General features: G+C 39.3%; 16 protein-coding genes. 1 reads left to right on the top strand and 15 read right to left on the bottom strand.

Features of this window, described 5'->3' with window-relative positions; translation table 11 throughout:
* Positions 1-378 precede the first annotated feature (378 nt).
* The 5 genes from ABPH35_RS02485 to rhaB all read right to left on the bottom strand — a co-directional run bounded on the left by ABPH35_RS02485 (position 379) and on the right by rhaB (position 6325).
* Positions 379-1245, bottom strand: coding sequence for a MerR family transcriptional regulator (locus ABPH35_RS02485; RefSeq protein ID WP_349988270.1), 867 nt, complete (start codon positions 1243-1245; stop codon positions 379-381).
* 322 nt (positions 1246-1567) lie between these two features.
* The gene (locus ABPH35_RS02480; RefSeq protein WP_349988260.1) at positions 1568-2719 is read right to left on the bottom strand and encodes an iron-containing alcohol dehydrogenase; all 1152 of its coding nucleotides are present in this window, start codon (positions 2717-2719) and stop codon (positions 1568-1570) included.
* A 110-nt stretch (positions 2720-2829) separates the two neighbouring features.
* Positions 2830-3645, bottom strand: coding sequence for a rhamnulose-1-phosphate aldolase (rhaD, locus tag ABPH35_RS02475; protein ID WP_349988261.1), 816 nt, complete (start codon positions 3643-3645; stop codon positions 2830-2832).
* A 13-nt stretch (positions 3646-3658) separates the two neighbouring features.
* Positions 3659-4912, bottom strand: a complete 1254-nt coding sequence (rhaA, locus tag ABPH35_RS02470; protein ID WP_349988262.1) for an L-rhamnose isomerase — start codon at positions 4910-4912, stop codon at positions 3659-3661.
* A gap of 15 nt (positions 4913-4927) precedes the next feature.
* A complete protein-coding gene (gene rhaB, locus ABPH35_RS02465) occupies positions 4928-6325 on the bottom strand; it encodes a rhamnulokinase (RefSeq protein ID WP_349988263.1) in 1398 nt (465 codons plus the stop codon).
* 112 nt (positions 6326-6437) lie between these two features.
* On the opposite strand from rhaB, the gene ABPH35_RS02460 reads away from it, so the two are divergent.
* Positions 6438-7400 (top strand): AraC family transcriptional regulator, encoded by a 963-nt coding sequence (locus ABPH35_RS02460; protein ID WP_349988264.1) that lies wholly within the window; start codon positions 6438-6440, stop codon positions 7398-7400.
* Positions 7401-7443: 43 nt separating this feature from the next.
* Here the strand turns inward: ABPH35_RS02460 and ABPH35_RS02455 are convergent, their stop codons facing one another.
* From ABPH35_RS02455 to ABPH35_RS02410, 10 genes are all read right to left on the bottom strand, one after another.
* A complete protein-coding gene (locus ABPH35_RS02455) occupies positions 7444-8886 on the bottom strand; it encodes an MFS transporter (RefSeq protein ID WP_349988265.1) in 1443 nt (480 codons plus the stop codon).
* Positions 8887-8917: 31 nt separating this feature from the next.
* Positions 8918-11290 carry a glycoside hydrolase family 2 TIM barrel-domain containing protein gene (locus tag ABPH35_RS02450; protein WP_349988266.1) on the bottom strand — a complete coding sequence of 791 codons (2373 nt, stop codon included), beginning with the start codon at positions 11288-11290 and terminating at the stop codon, positions 8918-8920.
* Complete coding sequence (locus ABPH35_RS02445) at positions 11287-13842, bottom strand: alpha-L-rhamnosidase (protein ID WP_368849575.1); 2556 nt, start codon at positions 13840-13842, stop codon at positions 11287-11289. Before ABPH35_RS02445 ends, ABPH35_RS02450 begins: the two co-directional genes overlap by 4 nt.
* Before the next feature lie 158 nt (positions 13843-14000).
* Positions 14001-14438 carry a hypothetical protein gene (locus ABPH35_RS02440; RefSeq protein WP_368849574.1) on the bottom strand — a complete coding sequence of 146 codons (438 nt, stop codon included), beginning with the start codon at positions 14436-14438 and terminating at the stop codon, positions 14001-14003.
* Between the two features lie 2 nt (positions 14439-14440).
* Entirely contained in the window at positions 14441-17515 is a 3075-nt protein-coding gene (locus ABPH35_RS02435; protein ID WP_368849573.1) for a beta-glucosidase, read from the bottom strand.
* Between the two features lie 173 nt (positions 17516-17688).
* Entirely contained in the window at positions 17689-18999 is a 1311-nt protein-coding gene (locus ABPH35_RS02430; RefSeq protein ID WP_349989578.1) for a GHKL domain-containing protein, read from the bottom strand.
* Positions 18996-19706, bottom strand: a complete 711-nt coding sequence (locus tag ABPH35_RS02425; protein WP_368849572.1) for a LytTR family transcriptional regulator DNA-binding domain-containing protein — start codon at positions 19704-19706, stop codon at positions 18996-18998. The genes ABPH35_RS02430 and ABPH35_RS02425 overlap by 4 nt, the downstream gene beginning before the upstream one ends.
* A gap of 371 nt (positions 19707-20077) precedes the next feature.
* Positions 20078-20947, bottom strand: coding sequence for an SDR family NAD(P)-dependent oxidoreductase (locus tag ABPH35_RS02420; protein WP_349989580.1), 870 nt, complete (start codon positions 20945-20947; stop codon positions 20078-20080).
* A gap of 1 nt (position 20948) precedes the next feature.
* Positions 20949-21785, bottom strand: a complete 837-nt coding sequence (locus ABPH35_RS02415; protein ID WP_349989581.1) for an alpha/beta fold hydrolase — start codon at positions 21783-21785, stop codon at positions 20949-20951.
* Between the two features lie 18 nt (positions 21786-21803).
* Positions 21804-22802, bottom strand: coding sequence for an NADP-dependent oxidoreductase (locus tag ABPH35_RS02410; protein WP_349989582.1), 999 nt, complete (start codon positions 22800-22802; stop codon positions 21804-21806).
* Positions 22803-22890: the final 88 nt, after the last annotated feature.

The following is a 22890-nucleotide window of genomic DNA, read 5'->3' as shown; positions in this document are numbered from 1 at the left end:
AGTCAACTATTTTCTGTAATCTTTTATGGTTTTACCTCAAAAAAGATAGGGAAAGTGCGTAATTTTTATCACAAACCTTTATAAATCAATAAAATCGCTTTCTTTCTAATGAATTCTGAATTTTTTAATAAAATAAAAAAGAAAAATCTTTACTAAAAAACGCTCGATTGAAAAACTTCTTTTTACAAAAAAACCTTCCCCTTAAAGGAAAGTTTTAGGAATCCCTCAAACGAATTCGCATTCTTTTTTAGGAAAATTCATTAATATCACTTTCGAACAAAAAGAAGCTGGACTTTCGTCCAACCTCTCTCGAAGCTAGTAAAAACAGATTGAGGCAGTGGCCTATCAACATATCAGAATCTTTCCCGCTCAACTAGGCTAATGGAGCAATTCGTCATGCGTCACTGTCGGAATGATGATTTCCGTAACAAATTCGTTGCTATTTTGAGTCACCCAATAATCAATGACATATCGTTCATAGCATTCTGATTTCAGCGTATGGTGACAAGCATTTGCGTAATCCACCATCTTTTGGTACGTTTCCTCAATTTTTTCCAAGGGGCCTATGTGGTAACTACTCAGTGCCATAAATCCACCGAAACTTGAAAAATCTGAGGATTCGGGATAGCAGTGCTGTAAAATTGTTGATGTTTTCGCCTGCCCAGTCATTTTTTCCTGATAGGAATCATATTTTAAAATCACTGGTCCTGACACTTCCAGTTGCCTATCTTTCAAAAACTTTGTCCATTCAAGATTGATAATTGATTCCTTGTAATTATACTTGTACAGCTGCTCTATCTTACAGTAACTTCTCTCCTCGTGATAATATTTAAGACTGACAACTTGGCTTGCTAAACCAGCATTAATTTGCGCCTGATTTTGCAAGCACATTTCTCCCTCTATGATTAGTTGGAGCCAATCATCTACTGACGCAAGTGATACTAGTAGTTCATCTCTTTTTGCTCTGATTTCCTCTCTTCTTTCCTTCAAGAAATGATAATGATTAGAGCATCCTGCTAACGAGATTAGCTTTTTAATCTGCTTTAAATCCAGCCCAACTTGCTGATAATACTTAATCACAGGAATTAACAACAGCGTTTCTTTGTCATAATAACGATAACCATTTTCCTGTGAAACTAGTTTCGGCTGGATTAGCTCCAAACTTTCATAATAACGTAGGGCCTTTGCTGATACACCACATAAATTAGCTGCCTGACCAATGGAAAATAATCTATCTTCTGTCATCATAAGCCTCCTCTGCTCAAAAATTTTCTATAATTCCAATAGAATAAAATTTGGTAGCGTTGCCAAACTATAATTAATTATATTGTATTATACTAAAAAAAAAAAGCAATATAAAACTGAAACAACTCGTATACTATACAAGAAAAATAATGGCAGAGTAAGATTCTAAAAATCATTCCTAATCTACCATTTTCATACTTTTTCTGCTATTTTTTCAGAAAAGATAACACTACTATCAACTACAGAAAAGCAGTGGAATTCTTGAAATGATAATAGTAAAAATGCGGAACAGACAAACTCTGCTCCGTATTTCTGATATTATTTAAAATAATTCCTTGTAAAACGCAATGGTTTCGTCAAGTGTTGGCATGAATGGATTTCCCGGTGCGCAGGCATCAATCAAGGCATTTTTAGAAAGATATTCAAAGTCAAATTCGTCTTCTTTGATGTCCAATTCTGTTAATTTTTTCGGAATGCCGACTGTTTCAGAGAGTTTTTCAATTTCTGAAATGGCGTAATCAGCACATTCTTGGTCTGTCTTTCCGTCTGTATGAAGTCCAAAGGCTTTTGCGACATCACGAAATGCTGCTGGTACACGTTTGGCATTTTCTCGCTCAACAACTGGTAATAACATTGCACAACAAACTCCGTGCGGAAGATTGTACACCGCTCCCAACTGATGTGCCATAGAATGAACATAACCTAATCCAGCATTGTTAAAAGCCATGCCTCCAAGGAAAATCGCATGTACCATGGATTCACGTGCTTCGATATCCTGACCATTTTCAACAGCACGAGGAAGATATTCTTTGATTAACTCAATTGCTCCGATAGAAAGTTTCTTTGTTACACCATAGGCACCTGGTGTGACCAGTGCTTCAACCGCATGAGTTAGGGCATCCATTCCTGTTGCCGCTGTGAGTGCTGCTGGTTTTGATAACATAAGTTCTGGATCATTGACTGAAATGAGTGCTAGGCTATTTTTATCCACCATCACCATTTTGACCTTGCGCTCTTCATCGGTAATCACATAGTTAATCGTGATTTCTGCAGATGTTCCAGCAGTCGTATTGATAGCAACTACAGGCAAACCTTTCTTTTCAGACTTATGTAAGCCTTCATAATCTTGAGGCTTCCCACCATTGGTTGCCATGATCGAAATACAGCTTGCTGCATCCTGAGGCGAGCCTCCACCGACTGAAATAATAAAGTCACATCCATTTTCTTGCAAAACTTTAAGTCCGTCTTCGACATTTTTACAAGTTGGATTTGGTGCAACATCACTAAAAATTACATAGTCAATGGCCGACTCGTCTAACGGTTTTGTTACCTTTTCTAAAATATCACTAGTGCGGATAAAATCGTCTGTCACTAAGAGTGCTTTTTGATAGCCAAGTTCTTTAACATAACTACCTACTTCCTGAACACAACCACGTCCAATTAAATTGACCGCTGGTACATAAAATGTTGCCATAACATTCTCCTTTATCTATTATTTTTTTATTGCATCTAGTAAATCAATCTAAAACATTTTGATAGATTACTATTATCTATTCTTTTGGGTAACTTGATTACCCCTTTTGGCTAATCTAAAAATCCTTCATGTGGCATTACGCCGAATGCTTGAGCTAATTCTTTTAATTGTTGATCTGTAATCTCTTGTTTCACTACTCCACCTTGAGCGCCTACTTGCGTATAAATCATGGCAGCTTTTTCAATGACTTCAACTAAGCCGTATGTTTCATCAAGAGATACACCTGACGCAAACAGTCCATGATGTGGCCAGATTACTGCTTGGAATTCTCTCATCTTCTTAGCCGTTGCTTGACCAATTTCACGTGTTCCAGGAGTCATATAAGGAATAACCCCAATACCTTCTGGAAAGACCACTAGAGATTCAGCCTGCATTTTCCAAAGTAAGCGTGACAAATGCCGTTCCTCCAGTTCTTGTGTAAAAGTTAGGGCAATGAGATTGGTTGGATGACAATGAAAGACCACACGCTGTTCTGGGTTGACTGTTAGACGCTCCATATGACTCATCAAGTGGCTTGGAAATTCAGATGTTGGCTTGCCTCCATCCGCAAATCCCCAAAGTAAATCAGCAGTTTTTCCATCTTCTGAAATTTGTACCAAACCCAAGTCTAATTCAGGTTGATGGATAATATTTCTAAAATAACGACCAGTCCCAGTTACGAGGTAATAAAAACCAGCTAAGCGAGAGGCATCAAATCCAAGATCAAAGCTCCGAATTACTTCTTGATTATCCTCATATCCTGCTACTTCCTCTGGCAAAACACGAACCGAGACATTTCCACCATTGCGCTCATCCCAGTAGCGTTCGTAGGATTCACGGGTTACTTCACACATTTTTTTGACAATTGCTGCATCGACAAATTTCATCTTTTTCCTCTTTCTAACGTTCACTCAATACTGTTGCTTCGTATTCCTTGACTTCTTTTAGCCAATCAAGTCCAACAGGAACACCATTCTTCTCACAGAAATAATTCCAAACATCTGCGTAAGGGAAATCTTTCAATTCTTCTGTATAGGCCAAGCGAGAGGTGAAATCAAATTCATTTTCCATATTCTTTAAATCTTGTATTGGTTCAAGCATTGCTTTCAAGAGTGCTTTTTGGGTATTACGAGTCCCTACAACCCAAGCTGCGATTCGATTGATGGTCGCATCAAAGAAATCTAAACCAATGACAGCCTGATCAAGAAGATCATTTCGTACCAATTCTTTTGCGATATCTTGCAATTCATCATCCATCATCACAACATGGTCAGAATCCCAGCGAACTGGACGAGAAACATGGAGCATAATCCCCTTTCCAAACAAAGCTAAAGCAGATAATTTATTGGAAATCACTTCTGTCGGATGAAAATGTCCTGCATCAAGAAGAATCATTTTCCCGCGTGTCAAGCCATAGCCCATGTAAAATTCATGAGAACCTACAGTATAGGCCTCTGCACCTAGACCAAACAATTTGCTTTCAACTGCGTCTTGTGTATAGCGTTCATCTAACTCTTCGCTAAAAATCTCGTCAAGAGAGTCCATCAAGCGTTTCCGAGGTGCTAAGCGATCAACGGGATTATCCTTGAAACCATCTGGGACCCAAAAATTATTATAACAAGTTTGTCCTAATTCACGTCCCATGTATGCTGCAATTTTTCGACTCCGTTTCCCATGCTCAATCCAAAAATTTCGAACGTCCTCATCAGGATGTGAGAGGGTAAAGCCATCCTTCATCATGGGATGTGAGAAGAATGTTGGATTAAAATCAAGACCTAGACCTTGTTCTTTTGCCCAGCTAACCCATTTTTCAAAATGACGAGGTTCTAATTCGTTTAAATCAACTTGTTCATCTGTGTCTAAATAAATCGCATGTAAGTTTAGCTTATGTTTTCCTGGGATAAGCGAGTAGGCTTTTTCCAAATCTTGACGCAGCTGATCAGGTGTATGGGCTGCACCAGGATAATTTCCTGTTGACATGATTCCTCCTGTCAACTCCCCATCAGGCAATAAGAAACCCTTCACATCATCTCCCTGCCAGCAATGCATGGAAATCTTCACTTGTTGCAATCTTTCAAGTGCAGCATCTGTATCTACTCCGATAGCTGCATAGCGTTCTTTTGCGATTTGATAGCGTTCTGCGACGGTTGTCATTAATCTTCTCCTTTTTTATTGTTGTGGTTGAAATAGTTCAAAAGTCATGTTATTTACTAACCAAGTACGAGCTTCATCTAAATTTGCAAATTCATTTTGGCTAATCATTTGTACCAAGAGATTGCCAATAGCAGTTGCTTCACTCGGTCCTGCCATCACAGTTCTCTGAATACAATTCGCGGTTAATTGATTAAGTAACTGCACGTTTGATCCTCCTCCAACAATATGGAGACAGTCAAAGTGCTTGCCAGTTAGCTCTTCCAATCTTTTAAATTCCTTAGCATATAAAGTAGCGAGATTGGAATAGACACACATGACCAATTCTCCCAACGTTTCTGGAACTTGCTCACCGTGTTCGGAGCAATAGGCTTGAATTTCTTGGATCATATTGTGTGGATTGGTAAAACGAGGGTCGTTCAAATCGACAGTTTGTAAAAATGGTTCAACGTGGCTTGCAGCTTCTGCCATTTCTTTAAAAGAATAAGTCCCATTGTATTCTCTTGCGATTTCTTGGACACACCACATACCGGTAATATTTTTTAGGAAACGGTAGGTCTGGTAAGCCCCCCTTTCATTGGTATAATTAGCTTGATATGCTTCTTTCGTAACAATTGCCTGTTCATTTTCTACACCAATCAAGGACCAGGTTCCGCTAGAGATATAGGCCCATTGTTCTTCCACAGCCGGTACACCGACAACTGCTGATGCTGTATCATGAGTTGCGACCGCAATCACATCCACATCAGGTAACTCATATCGGGCATGATGTTCTGGTAAGATAGTTCCAATCACTGTCCCACTCTCCACCAAGTCCGGAAATGTTGAGACTGGAATCCCCAGAACTTCCAACAAGTCCTTATCATACATCTTATTTTCAATGTTTAACAATTGAGTCGTTGAGACATTGCTTACTTCTCCGACCATTTTTCCAGTCAAACAATAGGCGATATAGTCTGGGATAAGTAAGATTTTATCTGTTTGTTCTAGTAATTCTCGACTTTCAACCGCTAACTGGTATAAGGTATTAAAGGCCAAAAATTGAATACCCGTTTTTTGATAGATTTCATCTTTAGGAATCTTTTGGAAAATTGCTTCCATAGCGCCATCCGTTCGATGATCACGATAGGCAATTGGTTGAGCCAGTAAATTTCCTTGTTTATCAACTAGACAATAATCAACTGCCCAAGTATCAATACCTAGTGTTGCTTTTTCGACTCCTTTTTGTTTGATTTTTTCTAAGCCGACAAAAATATGTTCTACTAATTTCGTCACATTCCAGCGATCATGCCCATCTGCTTTATGAAAATGGTTGGGAAAACGATGAACTTCTTCTAATTCTAATTGATCTGTCTTTCTTGCAAGGATGACACGGCCACTCGAAGCGCCAATATCAACAGCAATATGATAGGTCATCTTCACACCTACTTTCTAAAACGTTTACAATACTATTAAACAATAATATTTTTTATGATACAATATCAATAGATTAGATAAATCGTATCAAATTTACAGGTAGGAAAAAAGGATGAAACACTTAGATGCACTATTCTTTCAAGAAACCCAGCACGAATCAAATCAAAGAGAAAAAGGTTTTATTGCGGACTATTTTGATACTGAACTGTTAAAACCAAATAGTACGCCTAGGCTTTCGCAGCATTTTTTCTTTCAAAATAAAGATGTATTCATGAGTAAGCATAGCCGATATGCTCCTTATCCAGAGCACACACACCAATTTCTAGAATTAAATTATGTCTACAAGGGAACTTGCCAGCAGGTGATTAATGGGGAGAAGCATCAATTACAGGAAGGAGATTTATTGTTAATGGATGTCAATAGCCGCCATTCAATCGAAAGTTTAGGAGAAAAAGATATCCTCATCAATCTTCTCTTTCGCAATCAAGATATTTCCTTGGAATGGTTAGGACAGTTGCAAGGGGAACAAAGTCTGCTCTATCAATTTCTCTTGTCAGATGCTTCTAGCAATTATCAAAGAGAGAATTTTCTCATTATCTCGACGACTAACCAACCACAATTAAAAGCTATTCTTCAGAATATGATGACAGAGTATTTTCTACCCCAATCTTTTTCACAACAAATTATCAGTCAATATTTGCCGATTTTATTTTATGAATTAGCTCGCTGTCTCCCTCGCATAACAGAAAAGGAATTCCAATTAGAAGAAACTCCTTATCTGAAGGTGCTAAAAATTATTGACAAGGAATTTGCAACAATTTCCCTACATGAGTTAGCAGAACGCTTAAATTTTAATAAAAATTACCTCAGCAATCTTATCAAGGCTGAAAGCGGTCTTCCGCTCACACAGCTCATCAATCAACGCAAACTCATGAAGGCACGTCTCTTACTCCAATCAACTCATCTTCCCATCCATGAAATCGCTCTTGAAGTCGGATTCAGTAATAAAACCTATTTCTACAAAAAATACAAAGAAACCTTCGGTCATGGACCGAAGGAGGAGAGAGGGAAATAGGAAAATTCTATAAAAGAAAAACTAGCTTGAAAAACTGTCCAAGCTAGTTCTTTTTTAATGTCTTTTCGACTGTTAAAAATGATAAGAGAACAATTAGAACGGCATAACAAATCAATTCTGCCCCCAAATAACAAAATACCAGCATGTTGCTCACCATTTCACTTTGAACTGTGAGACTTGGGTTATAGCCTGCAGAAGACAGCAGACTATTTATAATACCATTCCCAATACCAGACATCCCGACCATAATGGCACCGTAAACAGACATGGTCAAACCATCACTACGGAAACTATTTTTGAGTTCTAAGTAGTCAAGCACATCAGACAAAAGCGCTAAGGTTACATACATAGCTGGAATAGACCCAATTCCTTTTAATACAACACCGACACAGACAATGACGAAGTTATGTACATCAATGAAACTCACTAGTCCACCTAATACAGAAATGATAAGTCCTAAGACGATAGCCTTTTGTTTTCCCAATTTATTTGCAATGGGCCAAGCTACTACCATCCCCAATGCCGTCGGTAAGCCTCCAATTAGACCCAGCATGCCCATAGCACTACCGGCAGCAGCTTCTGTTGTCACTCCCTCAAACATCCAACGGCTGTAATAACTCATTGAACCATTTTTTATGAGACCACCTAGCTGAAATAATAAGAAATAAAGAATAATCAGCCACCAGTACTTATCCGATAAGCAAGCTTTCAATTGTTGTATCAATGGGATTGCTTGTTCAGATGATAACGATTGATTTTCTTCTTCCGTGACACGCTCTCTTGTAAAATAATATTCTAATAAAATTCCGACTAGTGTCACAAGACAAAGAATACCGATAACCCAGCGCCAATTCTGATAACTCGCTACACGATCCAAACTGCCGTTACCTTCTACAAAAAGAATATTCTGCAAAAACATCGGAACTAAGATACTTGCTCCAAGTCCAACAGCAGCCACTCCTGCTGCATTGGACAAGGTTGCTAATAGACCTCTGCTATTTGAATCTCTGGTTGATAAAGAGACCATTGAACTATGAGAAGTATAAAAGAAGGGATAGGCTATTGCATAATAAAAGTTGTAAGATAAGGCAATCCAAATCATCTGAACAATCGGATTTCCGTCTACAGGCATGCTAAACATCAGTAGCAAAGAAATTGCCACTAAAAAGGCTGAAATGAAAAGATAAGGTCTTGCTTTTCCTTGTCTCGTTCTTGTAGTGTCAATGAGTCGCCCCAAGACAAGATTGCCCATCACAACAAAAATAACTGAAACAATTGGGAGAGTTGCTGAAAATATTCCAAATTTTTCACTGTCAGTCCAACCAATAACATCTGAATAGTACCGATTTAAATAAGAAGCCAAGATGGCATTCGAAATCAAGGCTAGAAACGGTCCTACAAAATACCCTAAGCCTTTTTCAACAAGACCTACGGTATCTTTTTTTATGCGACTATCTAATATCGCTTGATTAAAAAATTGATTCATCTTTTCTCCTCAAAACTTTTTCTATATATTCTTACATAATTGGTAGCACTAATTGAGCACTTAGTGTACCGTCCGTCACGGATAGGGTCAATTGCTCTGCTTGATTTGGACGAACAATTGCCATTGCCTCACCGTAATAGGTATCTGATTCATCCAGTAGGTAACCCTCACGATTATAAGGGCAAGCATGTCCAAATCCAACTAATTCCCCCCCTAGAACTGAAATTTTTAACCGACCACGATGCATAGGCTTTAAAATTCCTGTTGAATCTGTATAACGAATAGGGACAAAAAGTAATTTCCCAGCTTGCGCACCAGTCTCAGGTTCAATCTTGATAAGTGTTTCATCTTCAGCCGTTAGCAAATGTGTTTGCCCTATTAGCTGATTCTGTTGATTATAGGTTAATACTTTCAATTCTCCTGGCTCATATCTTGTATGAAAAATGACCTTGCAATCATTTTTAAATGTTTTCCGTCCGACCAAACGGCTATTAATATAAAGTTCTGCACGCGCAGCACGAGCATATACTTCAACTGTTGCCCTCATCCCTTCACATCCAGGGTAGGTCCAAGAATGAAGTGCATCAGTCATTTTCCAAGCAGACGGACTATGTTTGCCAGTTTGGTAGACAGGCCTAACCGCTAAAACAGGCTGCTTGAGTACTTCAAAAGCTACTTTGGTATAGCTGGCTTCAGCTAAGGGACGACCAAGAATATTTAAGCGTCCACTACCAGCTGTTAACCAGCCTTCTTTAGGGGCAGATTTAGGATAATAGTCTTCGTACTCCCATGCACCAACTCCTGTTTCTCCCATATAATCCATACCAGCCCAAACAAAATCACCAATAATTCGAGGATGTTTTTTGGCCATTTCCCAAAAGGAATAGGCATCACTACAGAAAGTTTCAGTCCCTAGAATAAAACGATTCGGGTATTTTTTTAAATCTTTCTGATAGCGGAGAATCCCATAATTATAGCCAGCTATGTCCATATTGGCAAAAGCATCCCGAGTTTTGACATCACAAGCATGCAAGGTCGCACCACGTTTCATAAATTCTGCTCCTGTTAAACCAGCCAAGGTATTATAAAATTCGCTGCCGACAGGAGCCTTTTTCTTGCGATTAGCCACCTCTTTTTTCGCTTTTTCATCCGAATAAATGCCTAAACCAATGGAACTGAGAAAATTAAAGAAAATATTTACACCACAGGTGACAGGACGTGTCGCATCAAGCTGGTGGAGGTAATCTGTCATTTCTTTGGTTAACTGAATGCCACGAGGTTGTGCTGTCTCAGAAACTTCATTTCCGGTAGAATACATGATGACACTTGGATGATTATAATCTTTATAGACCATATCTTTCAAGTCCTCTGACCACCATTCTGACATATAATGGGCATAATCATTGTCTGTTTTATGAATATACCATACATCTAGATATTCGTCCATGACATACATTCCAAGACGATTACAAGCTTCTAGCAAAGCCTTTGAGCATGGATTATGGGCAGAACGAATGGCATTATAGCCATTTTTCTTTAACAGCTGTATCTTCCGCTCTTCTGCTTCTGGAAATGCACATGCCCCTAGCAAACCATTATCATGATGAATACAAGCGCCACGTAGAATTTCTCGCTGACCATTTATCGTTAAGCCATGCTCGATATCCCAGTTTAAGGTCCTAATTCCAAACTGTTCTGTGACACAATCGTCTCCAAATTGGATCGTTACAGTATAGAGATTAGGTGCCTCTGCTGACCAAAGCAGGGCATCATTAAGCTCTACAATTGCTTGTCCATATCCTGATTCATCAAGGAAAATCGAGCGTTCACAGACCAGCTGCCCCTTATAGGCAATTGTAGCTACTGCTACACCTTCATGATTAGCAGTTAGCTCAATCTGTACTCTAGCCGGTTCAATCGATAAAGTAGTTAGACGAATCCCCTGCTCTAAGATATAATCTTTTCCACCAATATAGAGTTGTACTGGTCGATAAATACCTGCACCAGAATACCAACGACTATTGGGTTGATCACTATTTCGTGCAATTACGTCCAGTCGATTTTTTTGACCAAGTAAGATAGCTTCTGTGATATCAACGAAGAAATTCGTATAGCCGTATGGTCTAAAATAGAGTTTTTTACCATTCAAATAGACTTCTGCATTGTGATAAACCCCTTCGAATTCTAAGACAAGTCTCTTGCTCTCCCAGCCTTGCTGGAGTTCAAACTCTTTTTGGTAGAGGTAATCGTCCCCCTCAAAAAAAGCAACATTTTTACCACCTAAAGATTCTGCAGTCCTTTTCTCAGAAAACATTGCATCATGTGGAATAGTGATTTCTTGAAACGCTTCATCTCTATCTAGATGTTTGTATCTCCAGCCAGTTGAAAAATCTACCTTTTTCATACACTCTTCTCCCATCGAATCTCATATTTTCCACTACCGTATACCTGACGTTCGTAGCTATTCAAAGAAACTTCAGCCTGTGTTCCAACAGGAACCTGAAGAAGAAGGCGAATTCCATTGTCTTCAACCATCCAATGAACAGCAATCTCTCCATACGCTGAAGCATAACGTGCCTTGACCTCTGTTAGACCACCACCGATGAGTGGGGCTACCTTAAAGCGCCGATAGCCTGCTTCTAGTGGTTCAAGTCCAGCAATACGTCTATAAAGAAAGTCTCCAACTGCTCCGCTTGCATAGTGGTTATAGGAAATCATTTGATCTGTGCCATCATCGCCAATCGGACACTGGCCATTTTCATCCAGTCCATCCCAGCGTTCCCAAATAGTTGTTGCTCCCATTTTTACTTCGTATAGCCATGACGGACAGGTATCGTTTAACAACATTTTATAAGCAATCTCTTCATAACCATTATCCGCTAAAGCAAACAAGATATAGGGTGTTCCCGGAAAACCTGTTCCTATTTTGTAGCCATTTTCCTTGACCATTGAGACTAATCGTTCTACTGCTATTTTTTTAGCTGATTCACTAAGCAGGTCATAGTAAATCGGCAGTACATAGCCCGTTTGAAATTCTTCTTTCAAGCGTCCATTTGTCGTCAGTAACTCCTCATAGGCTTGAGCAGTTTTTTGACTAATTTGCTGATAATACTTTGCGTCTTTTTCGAAGCCTAGTAATCGAGCAATTTCTGCAACAAGTTGGCTGGTATTTTTCAAACTAGCCGTGGCAGTATATTTACTCCGCTTCTGCCACTGTGACATTTGAGGTACATCCGGCGCGACCCAATCTCCAAAATGTAAGGAATGATGTGTATGCCAAATATAGCGATGAAGACCAAAACTACCTAGTCCAGCCCAAAATTTGCACGCATCTACATATTTCTTCATCATCGGATAGTACCGAGCAAGTATACGTTTGTCACCGCGTGCTTGATATTGAGCCCACGGAACCAGAATACAAGCATCCCCCCAAAAATCAATGGCCATTGTCGGCATAGTGACTGGGAAACCAAATCCCTGAACCGGTACCGTATTAGGAATTCCTCCGGTAGGTAATTGTTCATTTTTTACATCTGTTAGCCATTTATCTAGAAAGCGACTCATATCAAACAAGTAGGTCGCAGTAGGTGCAAAAACAGCGATATCACCTGTCCAACCCATTCGCTCGTCTCGTTGAGGACAATCTGTAGGAATGTCTACAAAATTTGACTTTGAACTCCACACAATATTTGACTGCAATTGGTTTAATTGAGAATTGGAAGACTCAAAACTTCCAGTTTCCTCTATATCAGAATAGAGAGCAATCGCTGAAATCGTCTCGATATCTTCTACCTCAATCCCCGAAACACTAATATAGCGGAAACCCATATAGGTAAATTCAGGCCGGTAGGTTTGAAGCCCTTCGCGACAGGTATAGGTTAGCGTAGCTTTAGCAGTACGTAAAAAAGTTGTATTGAGACGGCCATCCGGATGCAGAATTTCGGCATGTCGAATCGTAATTTGTTGACCTTTTTTTCCTCGAACTGTCAATTGGACAAGACCTGCAAAATTTTGTCCAAAATCATAGATGATTTCACCAGCTTCTTGTCTGATAGTTTGAGGATAAAAGACTTCATGGGCCTTTACCAACGATCCATAGGTTGAAGAGATACAGGGGTGAATACTCACTGTTTCTTTACTAGCAGCATGGAAAGATAGGGAGTGCAATTCTTTTGTGGCATTATAGCTTTCACCGTCGTAAAAATCAGCCATTTCCCAAGGTCCCTCAGTTGTCACACTCCATGATTCATCGCTGACAATGACTTCTTGCTCACCATCTTCATAGGTCACATGAAGCTCCATCAAAAGAGCCTGACGATCTGCTGTAATCCGATTTTTTCTAGTATAGATAAAGCTACCAACTGCCCAGCCACCGGCAACTGTTACATGGATATGATTCTCATCGGATAGTTGGTGCGTCACATCGTAGACTTGATATTGGAGATTTGTCTTATAAGAAGTAAATCCAGGAGCAAAATAATCTTGTCCCGCACGTTGCTCATTGACAAAAATCGTGTAGATTCCTAGAGCGGTTGCATAAATCTTAGCAGAGCGTACAGGCTTTTTGATAGAAAATGCTTTATGAAAAGTCATTGGCTTTGGAGAAATCCTTTTTTCTACAAAACGATACGATCCGTCTGTTATCCAGTCTGCTTGCCACGGACGTGCTAATCGTCCTGTCTCAAAGGTCATGCGGGCAGTAGCAGTCTGACCATGATTATCTACCACCATCAGTTCAGCTTCATATTCCGTAAAAGGCTGTAAAGAAGAACCCTGGTATTCTAAAGCGATTTGATCTCTTGTTTCAAGTGTCCAACCATTAACTGTTAGTTTCGCTTGTTCAACAAAGGTGCCTTCTAAATCGCTCGCTAATTGATAAGAAAAGGCAGGATGTTTTTTGTCCGTCACACAATTCTTTTCTAAATTCTCACATGTAAATTTTGTAATTTGTAGCATCTCTTTTATATATCTCCTGTTCTTACTTTATTTCTTAACTATCTAAAGCAAATCTATGAAGTATCTTTCATAGATTTAATTGAAATAACTAAGTCATTTAGTAAAAAGCAAAAGTAGGGTGGCACCACAACTCTGGGCACCCTACTGCTAATAAAATCCTATCCTTCAGTTGATAGAAAGGCTGTCACAACTGATAAGAACCAGGTGACAACAAATAATACTAGGAGCAAAACTGCCTGAGTTGCTGCAGTTGTTGCTGCTTCATTGCCTGCTTCAAGATTCGAAGCAAAAATGTATCCAAATGATTCAACTCGCATCGCTAAAAATCGAACACCTGAAAAAATAATGAAGGATGGAAGTGCAAATTTAAAGACATTTGAGAAAATGAATTTTGCCCGTTGTGAATGAATATATCTTAATCCAAAGGGGACAAAACTAAGCATCAAAGTTGCCACTAACGTTGTTAACACGACACTATTCATATCTTGATAGTATGGCTGGTTGACATTGGCAATGTAAAAACCTGTTACGACTACCAACATGATACTGACGATGACATTAGCATAAAACTCAATCGATTGCTTTATTGTTGACATCTTTATACTCCTTCCTTTCTACTCTTACGATTTTGACGGAAATACAAACCTCCAAATACAAGTGCTAAAACACCTGAAGCGCCCATAACTCCGTAGAAAGCTGTTTCCCACCACGGTGTTACACTAATGGTTTGAACATTTTGAGCTGCACTATTCGCATAAGCAAACAATTGAAACTTCATATTGTCACGGGCTTTTGCGACAAATCCTTCATCTTGCTTGATAAGTTCAGTCGTAAAGTATGGCCATGTCTCATTTACTTCTTTCATAGTTTCATTTGTTGAGAAGTCAGCAATCATGGACACACCGGCATTGATTAACATTTCTGGACGGAAATAACCAGCATTGTTATTCATATCTGTTGAAATCAAGCCTTGATAACCCCATTCTCCACGAAGAATATTGGTCAACACGGCAACTGAACCATTAACTGGAGTTGCGCCAATCCTTGAGAAGGAGGCCATAACTGCCAAACCATTTCCTTCATCAAAGGCTCCTTGGAAGGCACGAAGATCACCTTCACGTGCTTTTTGTTCATTCATGTAGGTTGCAATACCAGAACGTTGTGTTTCTTGGTCATTAAAGGCGAAATGTTTTGGTCCAACTAATACACCATATTCCATTGCTCCATCGACAGTTGCACGTGCCATATAATTCGATAACATATCATCTTCTGAATAATATTCAAAGTTACGGCCATTGTATGCTGTACGGTGTACATTAGCTCCAACGCCCCAAATGAACCAGTTTCCACTCATTAAGCCATCGTTTCCTAACAATTGACCCCATTCTGTCACCAATGCCTTGTTAAAAGTATTACCAAGAACAACTTCGTTTGCCATTGTTCCCATATTGTAAGTTGCATTTTTATCGTCAGCATATTCTCCACGGGAGCTTAGGATATTTGAGAAGCCGTTTGGCCCATCGTTTTGGTAAACCAGTGGAGAAGCGATTTCATTGATAACGTCGCTGACACTTCCGCCTTTAGCGATTTTTGCAATTAGTACATCGAGCGGAATTTGATTGACAAGTTCATTCCAACGAGGATCTCCAGCATCGACGCTACCAGCCAAATCAGACAGTTTTAAGTTTCCTTTAGAACCATTTAAGTATTCTGTTTTCACTTCGCCGTCCGCATCAAATTGGTAGATCTCATTTGTTAATTTTTGAACCCATTCATCAACTTTATCGCCATCAATTGTCAAATCATCATATTTTTTAGGGAATGTGCCCTCCCAATCACTACGAGATAAGTAAGTTGCATAATCTTTCTTGTAGTAATTGATATCTGCATCTTCCAATTGATTAACAATTTCGTTTCCAGTTTTCTTAGATTTAGCAAAACTTGTTTCATCAACTTGACCTTCTGAACCAATTGTTTGATTTGTAGCCAAGGCTGCATTGCCTAGCTCTTTTTGCCCTTGGGCTGCAAGGATATTGTTAACAGCATCATGGGCATTCTCACCAATGGCAAAGTAATAATTTCCACCATCTAAAATTAAACCACCTTTACCGCCTTTAGCAGTTGAATCCCAGCTCGTCATGTATTTCATATCTGCTGTAATCGTCACTGTTTCAGATTCTCCAGGTTTTAACTCTTTTGTTTTTTCCATACCAAGAAATTCAAGAGCAGATTTTTCAACCTTATGTTGTTTATCGTAATCGGTGTATGGTGCTTGATAATAGAATTGAGCAACATCTTTACCAGCTACATTTCCTGTATTTTTTACAGTTACTGTCGCTGTAACAGTTTGAGCATCCGAATCTACTTTGACATTATTTAAGGTTTGCTCAAAAGTTGTATAAGATAGACCGTAACCAAACGGATAGCTTACTTCATTCTCATATTTCCACGCTGAAGCTCCCTTGGAAGCTCCTTTAGCACTAGAGGCATTTCCTTGTCCCAATACGCTATCATAGTAACGAGATTCGTAATATTTATATCCTGTATAGATTCCTTCAGCTTCAACCAAATAGTAGTTTGCAGCCATAGCAGGTTCTCCCCCAAAACTTCCTAGTGGAGAAGTTGGTGATAAATTTCCCATCAATGAATTTGGTGCCGTAATCTTAGAAAGATCTTTTAATTCAATACGACCAAAGTTTTGAGAAGCAGGGGCAACTGAATTGTCAACTGCATAGGTATCTGCTAAATGTCCGGAAGGATTTGCTTTTCCACTCAACACATCTGCAACACCAGTCATCCCGTAGGCTCCAGGGAAACCAATATAAAGAATTGAATCAACTTTCTCATCTTTTTTGAGTTCTTCAATTTCCATCACAGATCCACTATTGACAAGGACAATGACTTTGTCAAAGTTATCTTTGGCCAATTGAAGAATTTCTTTTTCGTTCTTACTAAGGGAAAGAACACTATCCGTTTCATATTTCTTTGTATCAATCCCTTCCTCACCTGGGTAATAATCGTTTCCTTCAGCCCCAGGACGTGAAATGACAACGATGGCTGCATCATTATATTCTTTAAAGCTCTCCTGATAGTTAGCTTTGGCTTTTCCACCTGTCGTATAGCTAGAAATAGCTGGCTCAGATGGCTCATACGGTGTTGAAAATTCTGCTGGTCTATGACCATAAATAGGTGCTGTTCCTGTCCAAGTCTTCTTTTCACCTGTTTGAATTTCGCCAAAGGTTTTATAAATATCTACCATTGTTGGGTTGACTTCAAAACCAGTATCTGTTAGTGCAGTCACAAGATCAACCTGATCTTCACCTGTTACTGTACTACCAATCACACCTCCAAGAAAAGGATATTGACTTCCCATTCCAAACAGGGTAACCTTCTTATTTTTTAAAGGCAGAGCAGCTTTGGCATTTTTTAATAAGACACTTCCTTCCTCAGAAACACGTTTTCCTAAATCCTTATGCGCAGCTACTAAAGCATCTGTCGTTTCATAAATCGGCTTAAACTTATCATCACTTGTTGTCATTGTACTTGAGGTACCGAGTGCAAAGTCAATTGAACTCCGCCAAGTATTGACAATTCCTGTTGCACTAGCTAATGCTACAGAAGAGGATAAGAATAAGGCTGACATCCCACGAAATACTCTATCTGAGTTTTTCATTTTTTAACCTCCGTATATCTTTTGGCTTTCTAAAACAGGCAACTAGCTCTAGAAACTATTTTCTGTTATGAAAGCGGTTTTCGTTTATGAAATTATTATAGCGAAAAAGAAAACGATTACAACACTTCTGTCGTACATCGTCTTTTTTTTGTCGTATTTGGAAATTTAGTAGGTTATTGTGGTGGAAATAAAATAGAAAGTTCAAACCAACCGTCACGTATTAGAATTTCTAACGATCCTCCATATTGTTGTACAATGGACTGAATACTCTTTAATCCAAATCCATGATAGCCTTCTTTTTTCTTTGTCGTTTTGGGAAGATTGTCTACAAATTCTAAATCCCCTTCAAATCGATTTTCCAAGCGAATACGGACAAATCCCTTGGTCTTTGTCACCACCAAATGAATTAAGCGTTGCTGCTTGTCCTCAATTTTTTCTGTATTTTCAATCGCATTATCCAGCATATTTCCTAGTAAGGTCATTAATTGGACTGCATCGAGAAATGCTAAAGCCTTGCCATCTACAACGGTTGTAAATTCAATCTCTTTTAATTGACACTGAATCGATTTTCCAGTCAAAATCGTATCAACAATCGAGTGTCCCGTTCGATTCTGAGCCTCATACAATTTAATATCCTTTTCAACCTGATCTAAGTAGGCTTGACCTTCTTCAGTACTCATGCCTTCCCGAATAGCCTGAATCTGGTACTTTAAATCATGGTATTTTTGATTGACAACATTCATACTTTGCTCTAGCATGGCATAATTTGTATGTTGCGTAGAAAGAATATCTTCAAGTTTGTCTTTTTCTGTCCGAGCTTTTAGCCCACTAATCTGAAAATGATACGCATTTAAAAGAGCCACACCAGCAAAATCTACCAAGGTTCGAATGAGGAATAATTCCTTTGAGACATTCACACTTAAAACACTTTCACCCACAACATAGCTTAAATTGCTGATGACAAAAACTGCTATCCCAATCATTAAAGTAGAAAACATTTCACGCTTACTAATTGACAAGTGATGATTAAACTGTTTCAACTCTTTTTCTAAAAAATACAGGCTAAACACTACAATTGGTAAGGTAACTACCATTCCGATCGCATAGGTTGTATACTGAACCCTTATCTGGAAAAGAGTCGCCATATAAAATGTAACCTGCCATGCTAAAGAAGCGATAAATTCTCCCGTAATAAAGGTCCGAACAGCAAAATAAATACTGGTTTTGACATCATACCGGCAGGCTAAATGAATATCATATAAAATCAAGGCTAGGTATAGAAGCATCATTGGAAGAAAAATAATCGTAATCCCATCACTAATCGTCATTAAAACCATTAAAGTAAGTAAGAACCCTATCTGAAGACCAACTAATGAAGGCATCTGTAATCGTTTCGGACTCAGCCAGATACTGAGACAGGCACTCACCCAATATGCACAAGCATAAAATACGCCAGGTGTATGTTGTAAGACTGCTTCTGTCATTTTCCAACCTCATTTAGATAATGATTCATCCTATCTAAAAATTCCTTCCGCCTAGCTCTGCTTACTGGTATCCTATTTTCTCCGACCAACACATCATTATCTTCCAGCCCATCCACAAAGTCCAAATTAATGATACAACCGCTATTGCAGCGGAAAAATGGCAAATCCTCTAACTCTTTTTCAAGTGCCTTTAGAGTACCTCTGACACTAATCACTTCCTCCACCAAGTGATATTCAATCTCGTGATTGTGGACTTCGATATAGACTAATTCATCTGTCGAAATGCGCTTGACATTGTTATATCGACTAATCAACAGTTGCTTGCCTTGTTTTTTCGTCATGCGCTCCAATGCTCTCGCTATTCGTTGTGCAAAAGCAAAATAATTGATTGACTTTAAAACATAGTCCAGCGCTTCAACGGCATAGCCCTTCATCGCATAGTGCATCATATTGGTAATAAAAATAATGACAACTTCCCGATCAACCACACGGATTTTTTCAGCTGCAGTCATGCCATCCATTCGATCCATTTCAATATCCATCAAGATAATATCGACTTTTTCAGGATAATTCAAGACAATTTCTTCTCCATTTTTGTACCGTGTCCATTTAAAATGAGCATCCTGTTCCCGTTCATAACGCTGCAAAAAATCAATCAAGGTTTGAGCATATCCATCATCATCTTCAACAATTGCTATCCGAATCATTCTCTCCTCCAATCCATTCACCATTATACCATTTTACAAAAGAGTTTCAATGCATTATTTTACCACCTCATTATCTCACAAATTGACTCTTTCCCCTAAAAGAAAACAGCTTGTGTAGCTAGAAGACTCCAAGCAACAATTCTTTAGGTGGTAAAACGTATAAAACCAAGGTTTTCAAAACATTGATTTTATGTGTTTTTTTCATGTAAACTGTATTTATATGTTGGCTCAACATTGCTCCTTTAACCAGCTTCTTTTCCCAACAATCAAACTAAAATGAAAAAGATTGAGTCCCCTACAATACAGAACTCAATCTTTCATCGAAATAGAAGAGCCAATCTTTTGGGCCATCTGCCAATCTGACTGTTCCTCTAGTCGCACCTCTCTCTAAATTGACGGATTTTCTCATCACAGTAAGTAAGGAGAACTTGATCTTTTGCGATATTGTAGCCTTTCAAGCTCACCCGCGCTAGCTTGTTCTCCGAAAAATAGTGACCCGAAATCCCCACCACATCTGGTGAGACACTGAGATAATAGCCTGTTTCAATCCCTCGGTCTAAATCTTTGGAAAAAGGCTTCATCATAGCCGTCAAAATCCGATTTCTGAGGTTGCGTTTGACATTGTTATTTCCCAAATTTGTCGAAATCAAGCCTGGATGATAGGCGTTGACTGTAACACGTGATTTTGCTTTGCTCAATGCCTCTGCCTGTGAGATCGCCAGCCAAATACTAAATAATTTAGCATTGTTGTAGGCTGTCGCAGCCGAGTAATTTTTTTCAAGCCCAAAATCCAAGTCTGTCACCTGAGCAAAATGATGCATAAAAGAAGAAGTGTGAATCACTCGACCTGCTTCTCCCTTTTCTAAAAGCGGCAATAATTCGGTCGTTAGGATATAAGGAACCTGAACAGATAGCATAAAGGTCATTTCGATATTTTCTGCCGTTGCAATACGGTTAGCCCCAAAATAAGCACCAGCGTTGTTCAGTAAGACATCTATTTTTTCAAAGTCCCTTTGAATTTCTTGAGCAAAGCGATACACTTCTGCCATTTGAGACAAATCAGCCAAGTAAGCGTGCACGCGTGAATTGCCAGTTTTTAGCTGAATATCACTGAGAGCCACTCGCAATTTTTCATCATTTCGTCCATGCAAGATGACTTCATGTCCTTCACTCGCTAATTTCAGAGCCAGGTGTTTTCCAATTCCATCCGTAGAACCTGTGATTAAAATGGTTTTAGACATCCTAGGCCTCCAAAAAGGCTTCCAGTTCTTTGGAAAATTCATCTGCGTATTGGAAGATAGAACCGTGCCCTGCCTTAGGATAAATGACTAGCTTGCTTCCTGCAATCTTTTCATGCATGATATAGGAATTTTCTGTTGGAACCTGCATATCCTTATCCCCATTGACAATTAGCGTAGGTTGGGTAATGTAGCGCATATCGTCTGCGGCATCCTTGCCCCATCGTTTGATAGCCTTTAATTGTGTCAAGAAACCAGGAATATTCATATCTTTGTCTGCATGTTCAGCCCTTCTCATCCCCATACGTCCCAAAACCTTGCTAGCTTCAATTTTGCCTTCTTCATCATGATTATAGAAAATATAGCGTTTGGGATCAATGCGCTCTATTCCTGCTTTTAACATATAACGGAAGGTTTTGCTAGTCACTTTATCCATCTCAAGCCCACCACGAGGACCTGTTCCAGCTAAGATTAATCGATTAACCATACTGCTCTTAATACGGATAATTTCTTGCGCAATCATACCGCCCATAGATAGACCAAGCAAGTTGATTTTTTCTAATCCCAGTGCCTCCACTATGTCAATCGCTTGCTCTGCCATGCCTGAGATAGTCGGGGCTACTCTTCCTTGACTGGCCCCAACACCAGGAAGGTCTACTACAATGATGTGCTGTTTTTCAGCTAGTAAATCCAGTAACTTGGGATCCCAATTGTCCAATGTTGCCGCCAAATGCACTAACATAACCAAGGGAAGGTCTGACTTTCCTTTCCCAAGTTCCCGATAGGCAATTTGCTGACCTGCAACTGTGATATATTGATTTTTTGTGGTGATATAAGACATGTGATTCTCCTATCCTTTCTAGAAACTGAGGACTGTTTTTCCACGAGAGCGACCATTTGCTACCTTATCCAGCGCCACATTCACTTGCTCAAATGGATAGACCGTGTCGATAGAAGGTTTGATTTGCAGTTTGCTGAAAATATCTGCAACTTCCTGTAATTGCTCCCCATTGCTGGTTACAAAGATAAAATGATAGTGAACATTATATTTGGCTGCCATTTTATCAAATTTTCGTCCGACAAGACCAAACAAAAGTTGTTTCCACTTAGGTAGGTTCATCCGTTTGGCAAAAGCACCATTTGGCATAGCTCGAAGGGAAACTAATTGTCCACCTTTTTTCATAATCGACATTTGCTTTTCAGTCTCTGCACCGCCGAGAGTGTCCAGGACGTAATCCACATCTTTCACGGTTTCGGTATAATCTTCCGTCTTGTAGTCAATGAACCGATCTGCTCCTAGAGCCAAGACACGCTCCCCATTTGCTCCATCACCATTGGTGATAACGGTTAAGCCCTTGGCTTTCGCAATTGGAATAGCCATACCACCGACACCTCCAGTTCCTCCAGAGATGAAAATAGTCTTACCTGCTTGAGCCTTCATCAAATCCAAAGCCTGCATAATGGTCAAAGCGGTGAGCGGAACCGCAGCTGCTTCCACATCTGTCAAATATTCTGGTACCTTAGCCAGTGCTTGACCATTAACCGCTACATACTCTGCAAAAGCGCCGATGCTGTCGAGAGGAAGACGACCAAAAACACGGTCTCCAACTGCAAATTTCGTCACATTAGATCCTACTTCTTCTACCAAGCCAACCACTTCATTTCCAGCAGTTTGTGGTAGCTTATAAGGAACAATCATCTTGACTTCTCCACGTGAAATCATGTTATCGAGCGGATTGACTCCTGCTGCTGTCACCTTAATAAGAACTTGATTGCTAGCAATCGTCGGTTTGGCAAGTTCAGTTACGGTTAGTGCAATATTCTGTTTATCATAGCTTGTGTGTTGTGCTGCTTTCATGTTTATAATTCATTCCTTTCGTTTCACTCAAGGCACAACACTAAATGAAAATGTGTTGTGCTCTTTATTTTGCTCTATAATATAAAAT

The sequence above is a fragment of the Streptococcus handemini genome (assembly GCF_040984445.1).
Taxonomy (GTDB): Bacteria; Bacillota; Bacilli; order Lactobacillales; family Streptococcaceae; genus Streptococcus; species Streptococcus handemini.
Note: the sequence above shows the minus strand (reverse complement) of the source record. Positions and strands in the feature narration are given on the sequence as shown.

Coding starts and splice junctions, on each gene's coding strand:
- ABPH35_RS02485 (WP_349988270.1), bottom strand. CDS start 1,245: ATGACAGAAGATAGATTATTTTCCATTGGTCAGGCAGCTAATTTATGT.
- ABPH35_RS02480 (WP_349988260.1), bottom strand. CDS start 2,719: ATGGCAACATTTTATGTACCAGCGGTCAATTTAATTGGACGTGGTTGT.
- rhaD (WP_349988261.1), bottom strand. CDS start 3,645: ATGAAATTTGTCGATGCAGCAATTGTCAAAAAAATGTGTGAAGTAACC.
- rhaA (WP_349988262.1), bottom strand. CDS start 4,912: ATGACAACCGTCGCAGAACGCTATCAAATCGCAAAAGAACGCTATGCA.
- rhaB (WP_349988263.1), bottom strand. CDS start 6,325: ATGACCTATCATATTGCTGTTGATATTGGCGCTTCGAGTGGCCGTGTC.
- ABPH35_RS02460 (WP_349988264.1), top strand. CDS start 6,438: ATGAAACACTTAGATGCACTATTCTTTCAAGAAACCCAGCACGAATCA.
- ABPH35_RS02455 (WP_349988265.1), bottom strand. CDS start 8,886: ATGAATCAATTTTTTAATCAAGCGATATTAGATAGTCGCATAAAAAAA.
- ABPH35_RS02450 (WP_349988266.1), bottom strand. CDS start 11,290: ATGAAAAAGGTAGATTTTTCAACTGGCTGGAGATACAAACATCTAGAT.
- ABPH35_RS02445 (WP_368849575.1), bottom strand. CDS start 13,842: ATGCTACAAATTACAAAATTTACATGTGAGAATTTAGAAAAGAATTGT.
- ABPH35_RS02440 (WP_368849574.1), bottom strand. CDS start 14,438: ATGTCAACAATAAAGCAATCGATTGAGTTTTATGCTAATGTCATCGTC.
- ABPH35_RS02435 (WP_368849573.1), bottom strand. CDS start 17,515: ATGAAAAACTCAGATAGAGTATTTCGTGGGATGTCAGCCTTATTCTTA.
- ABPH35_RS02430 (WP_349989578.1), bottom strand. CDS start 18,999: ATGACAGAAGCAGTCTTACAACATACACCTGGCGTATTTTATGCTTGT.
- ABPH35_RS02425 (WP_368849572.1), bottom strand. CDS start 19,706: ATGATTCGGATAGCAATTGTTGAAGATGATGATGGATATGCTCAAACC.
- ABPH35_RS02420 (WP_349989580.1), bottom strand. CDS start 20,947: ATGTCTAAAACCATTTTAATCACAGGTTCTACGGATGGAATTGGAAAA.
- ABPH35_RS02415 (WP_349989581.1), bottom strand. CDS start 21,785: ATGTCTTATATCACCACAAAAAATCAATATATCACAGTTGCAGGTCAG.
- ABPH35_RS02410 (WP_349989582.1), bottom strand. CDS start 22,802: ATGAAAGCAGCACAACACACAAGCTATGATAAACAGAATATTGCACTA.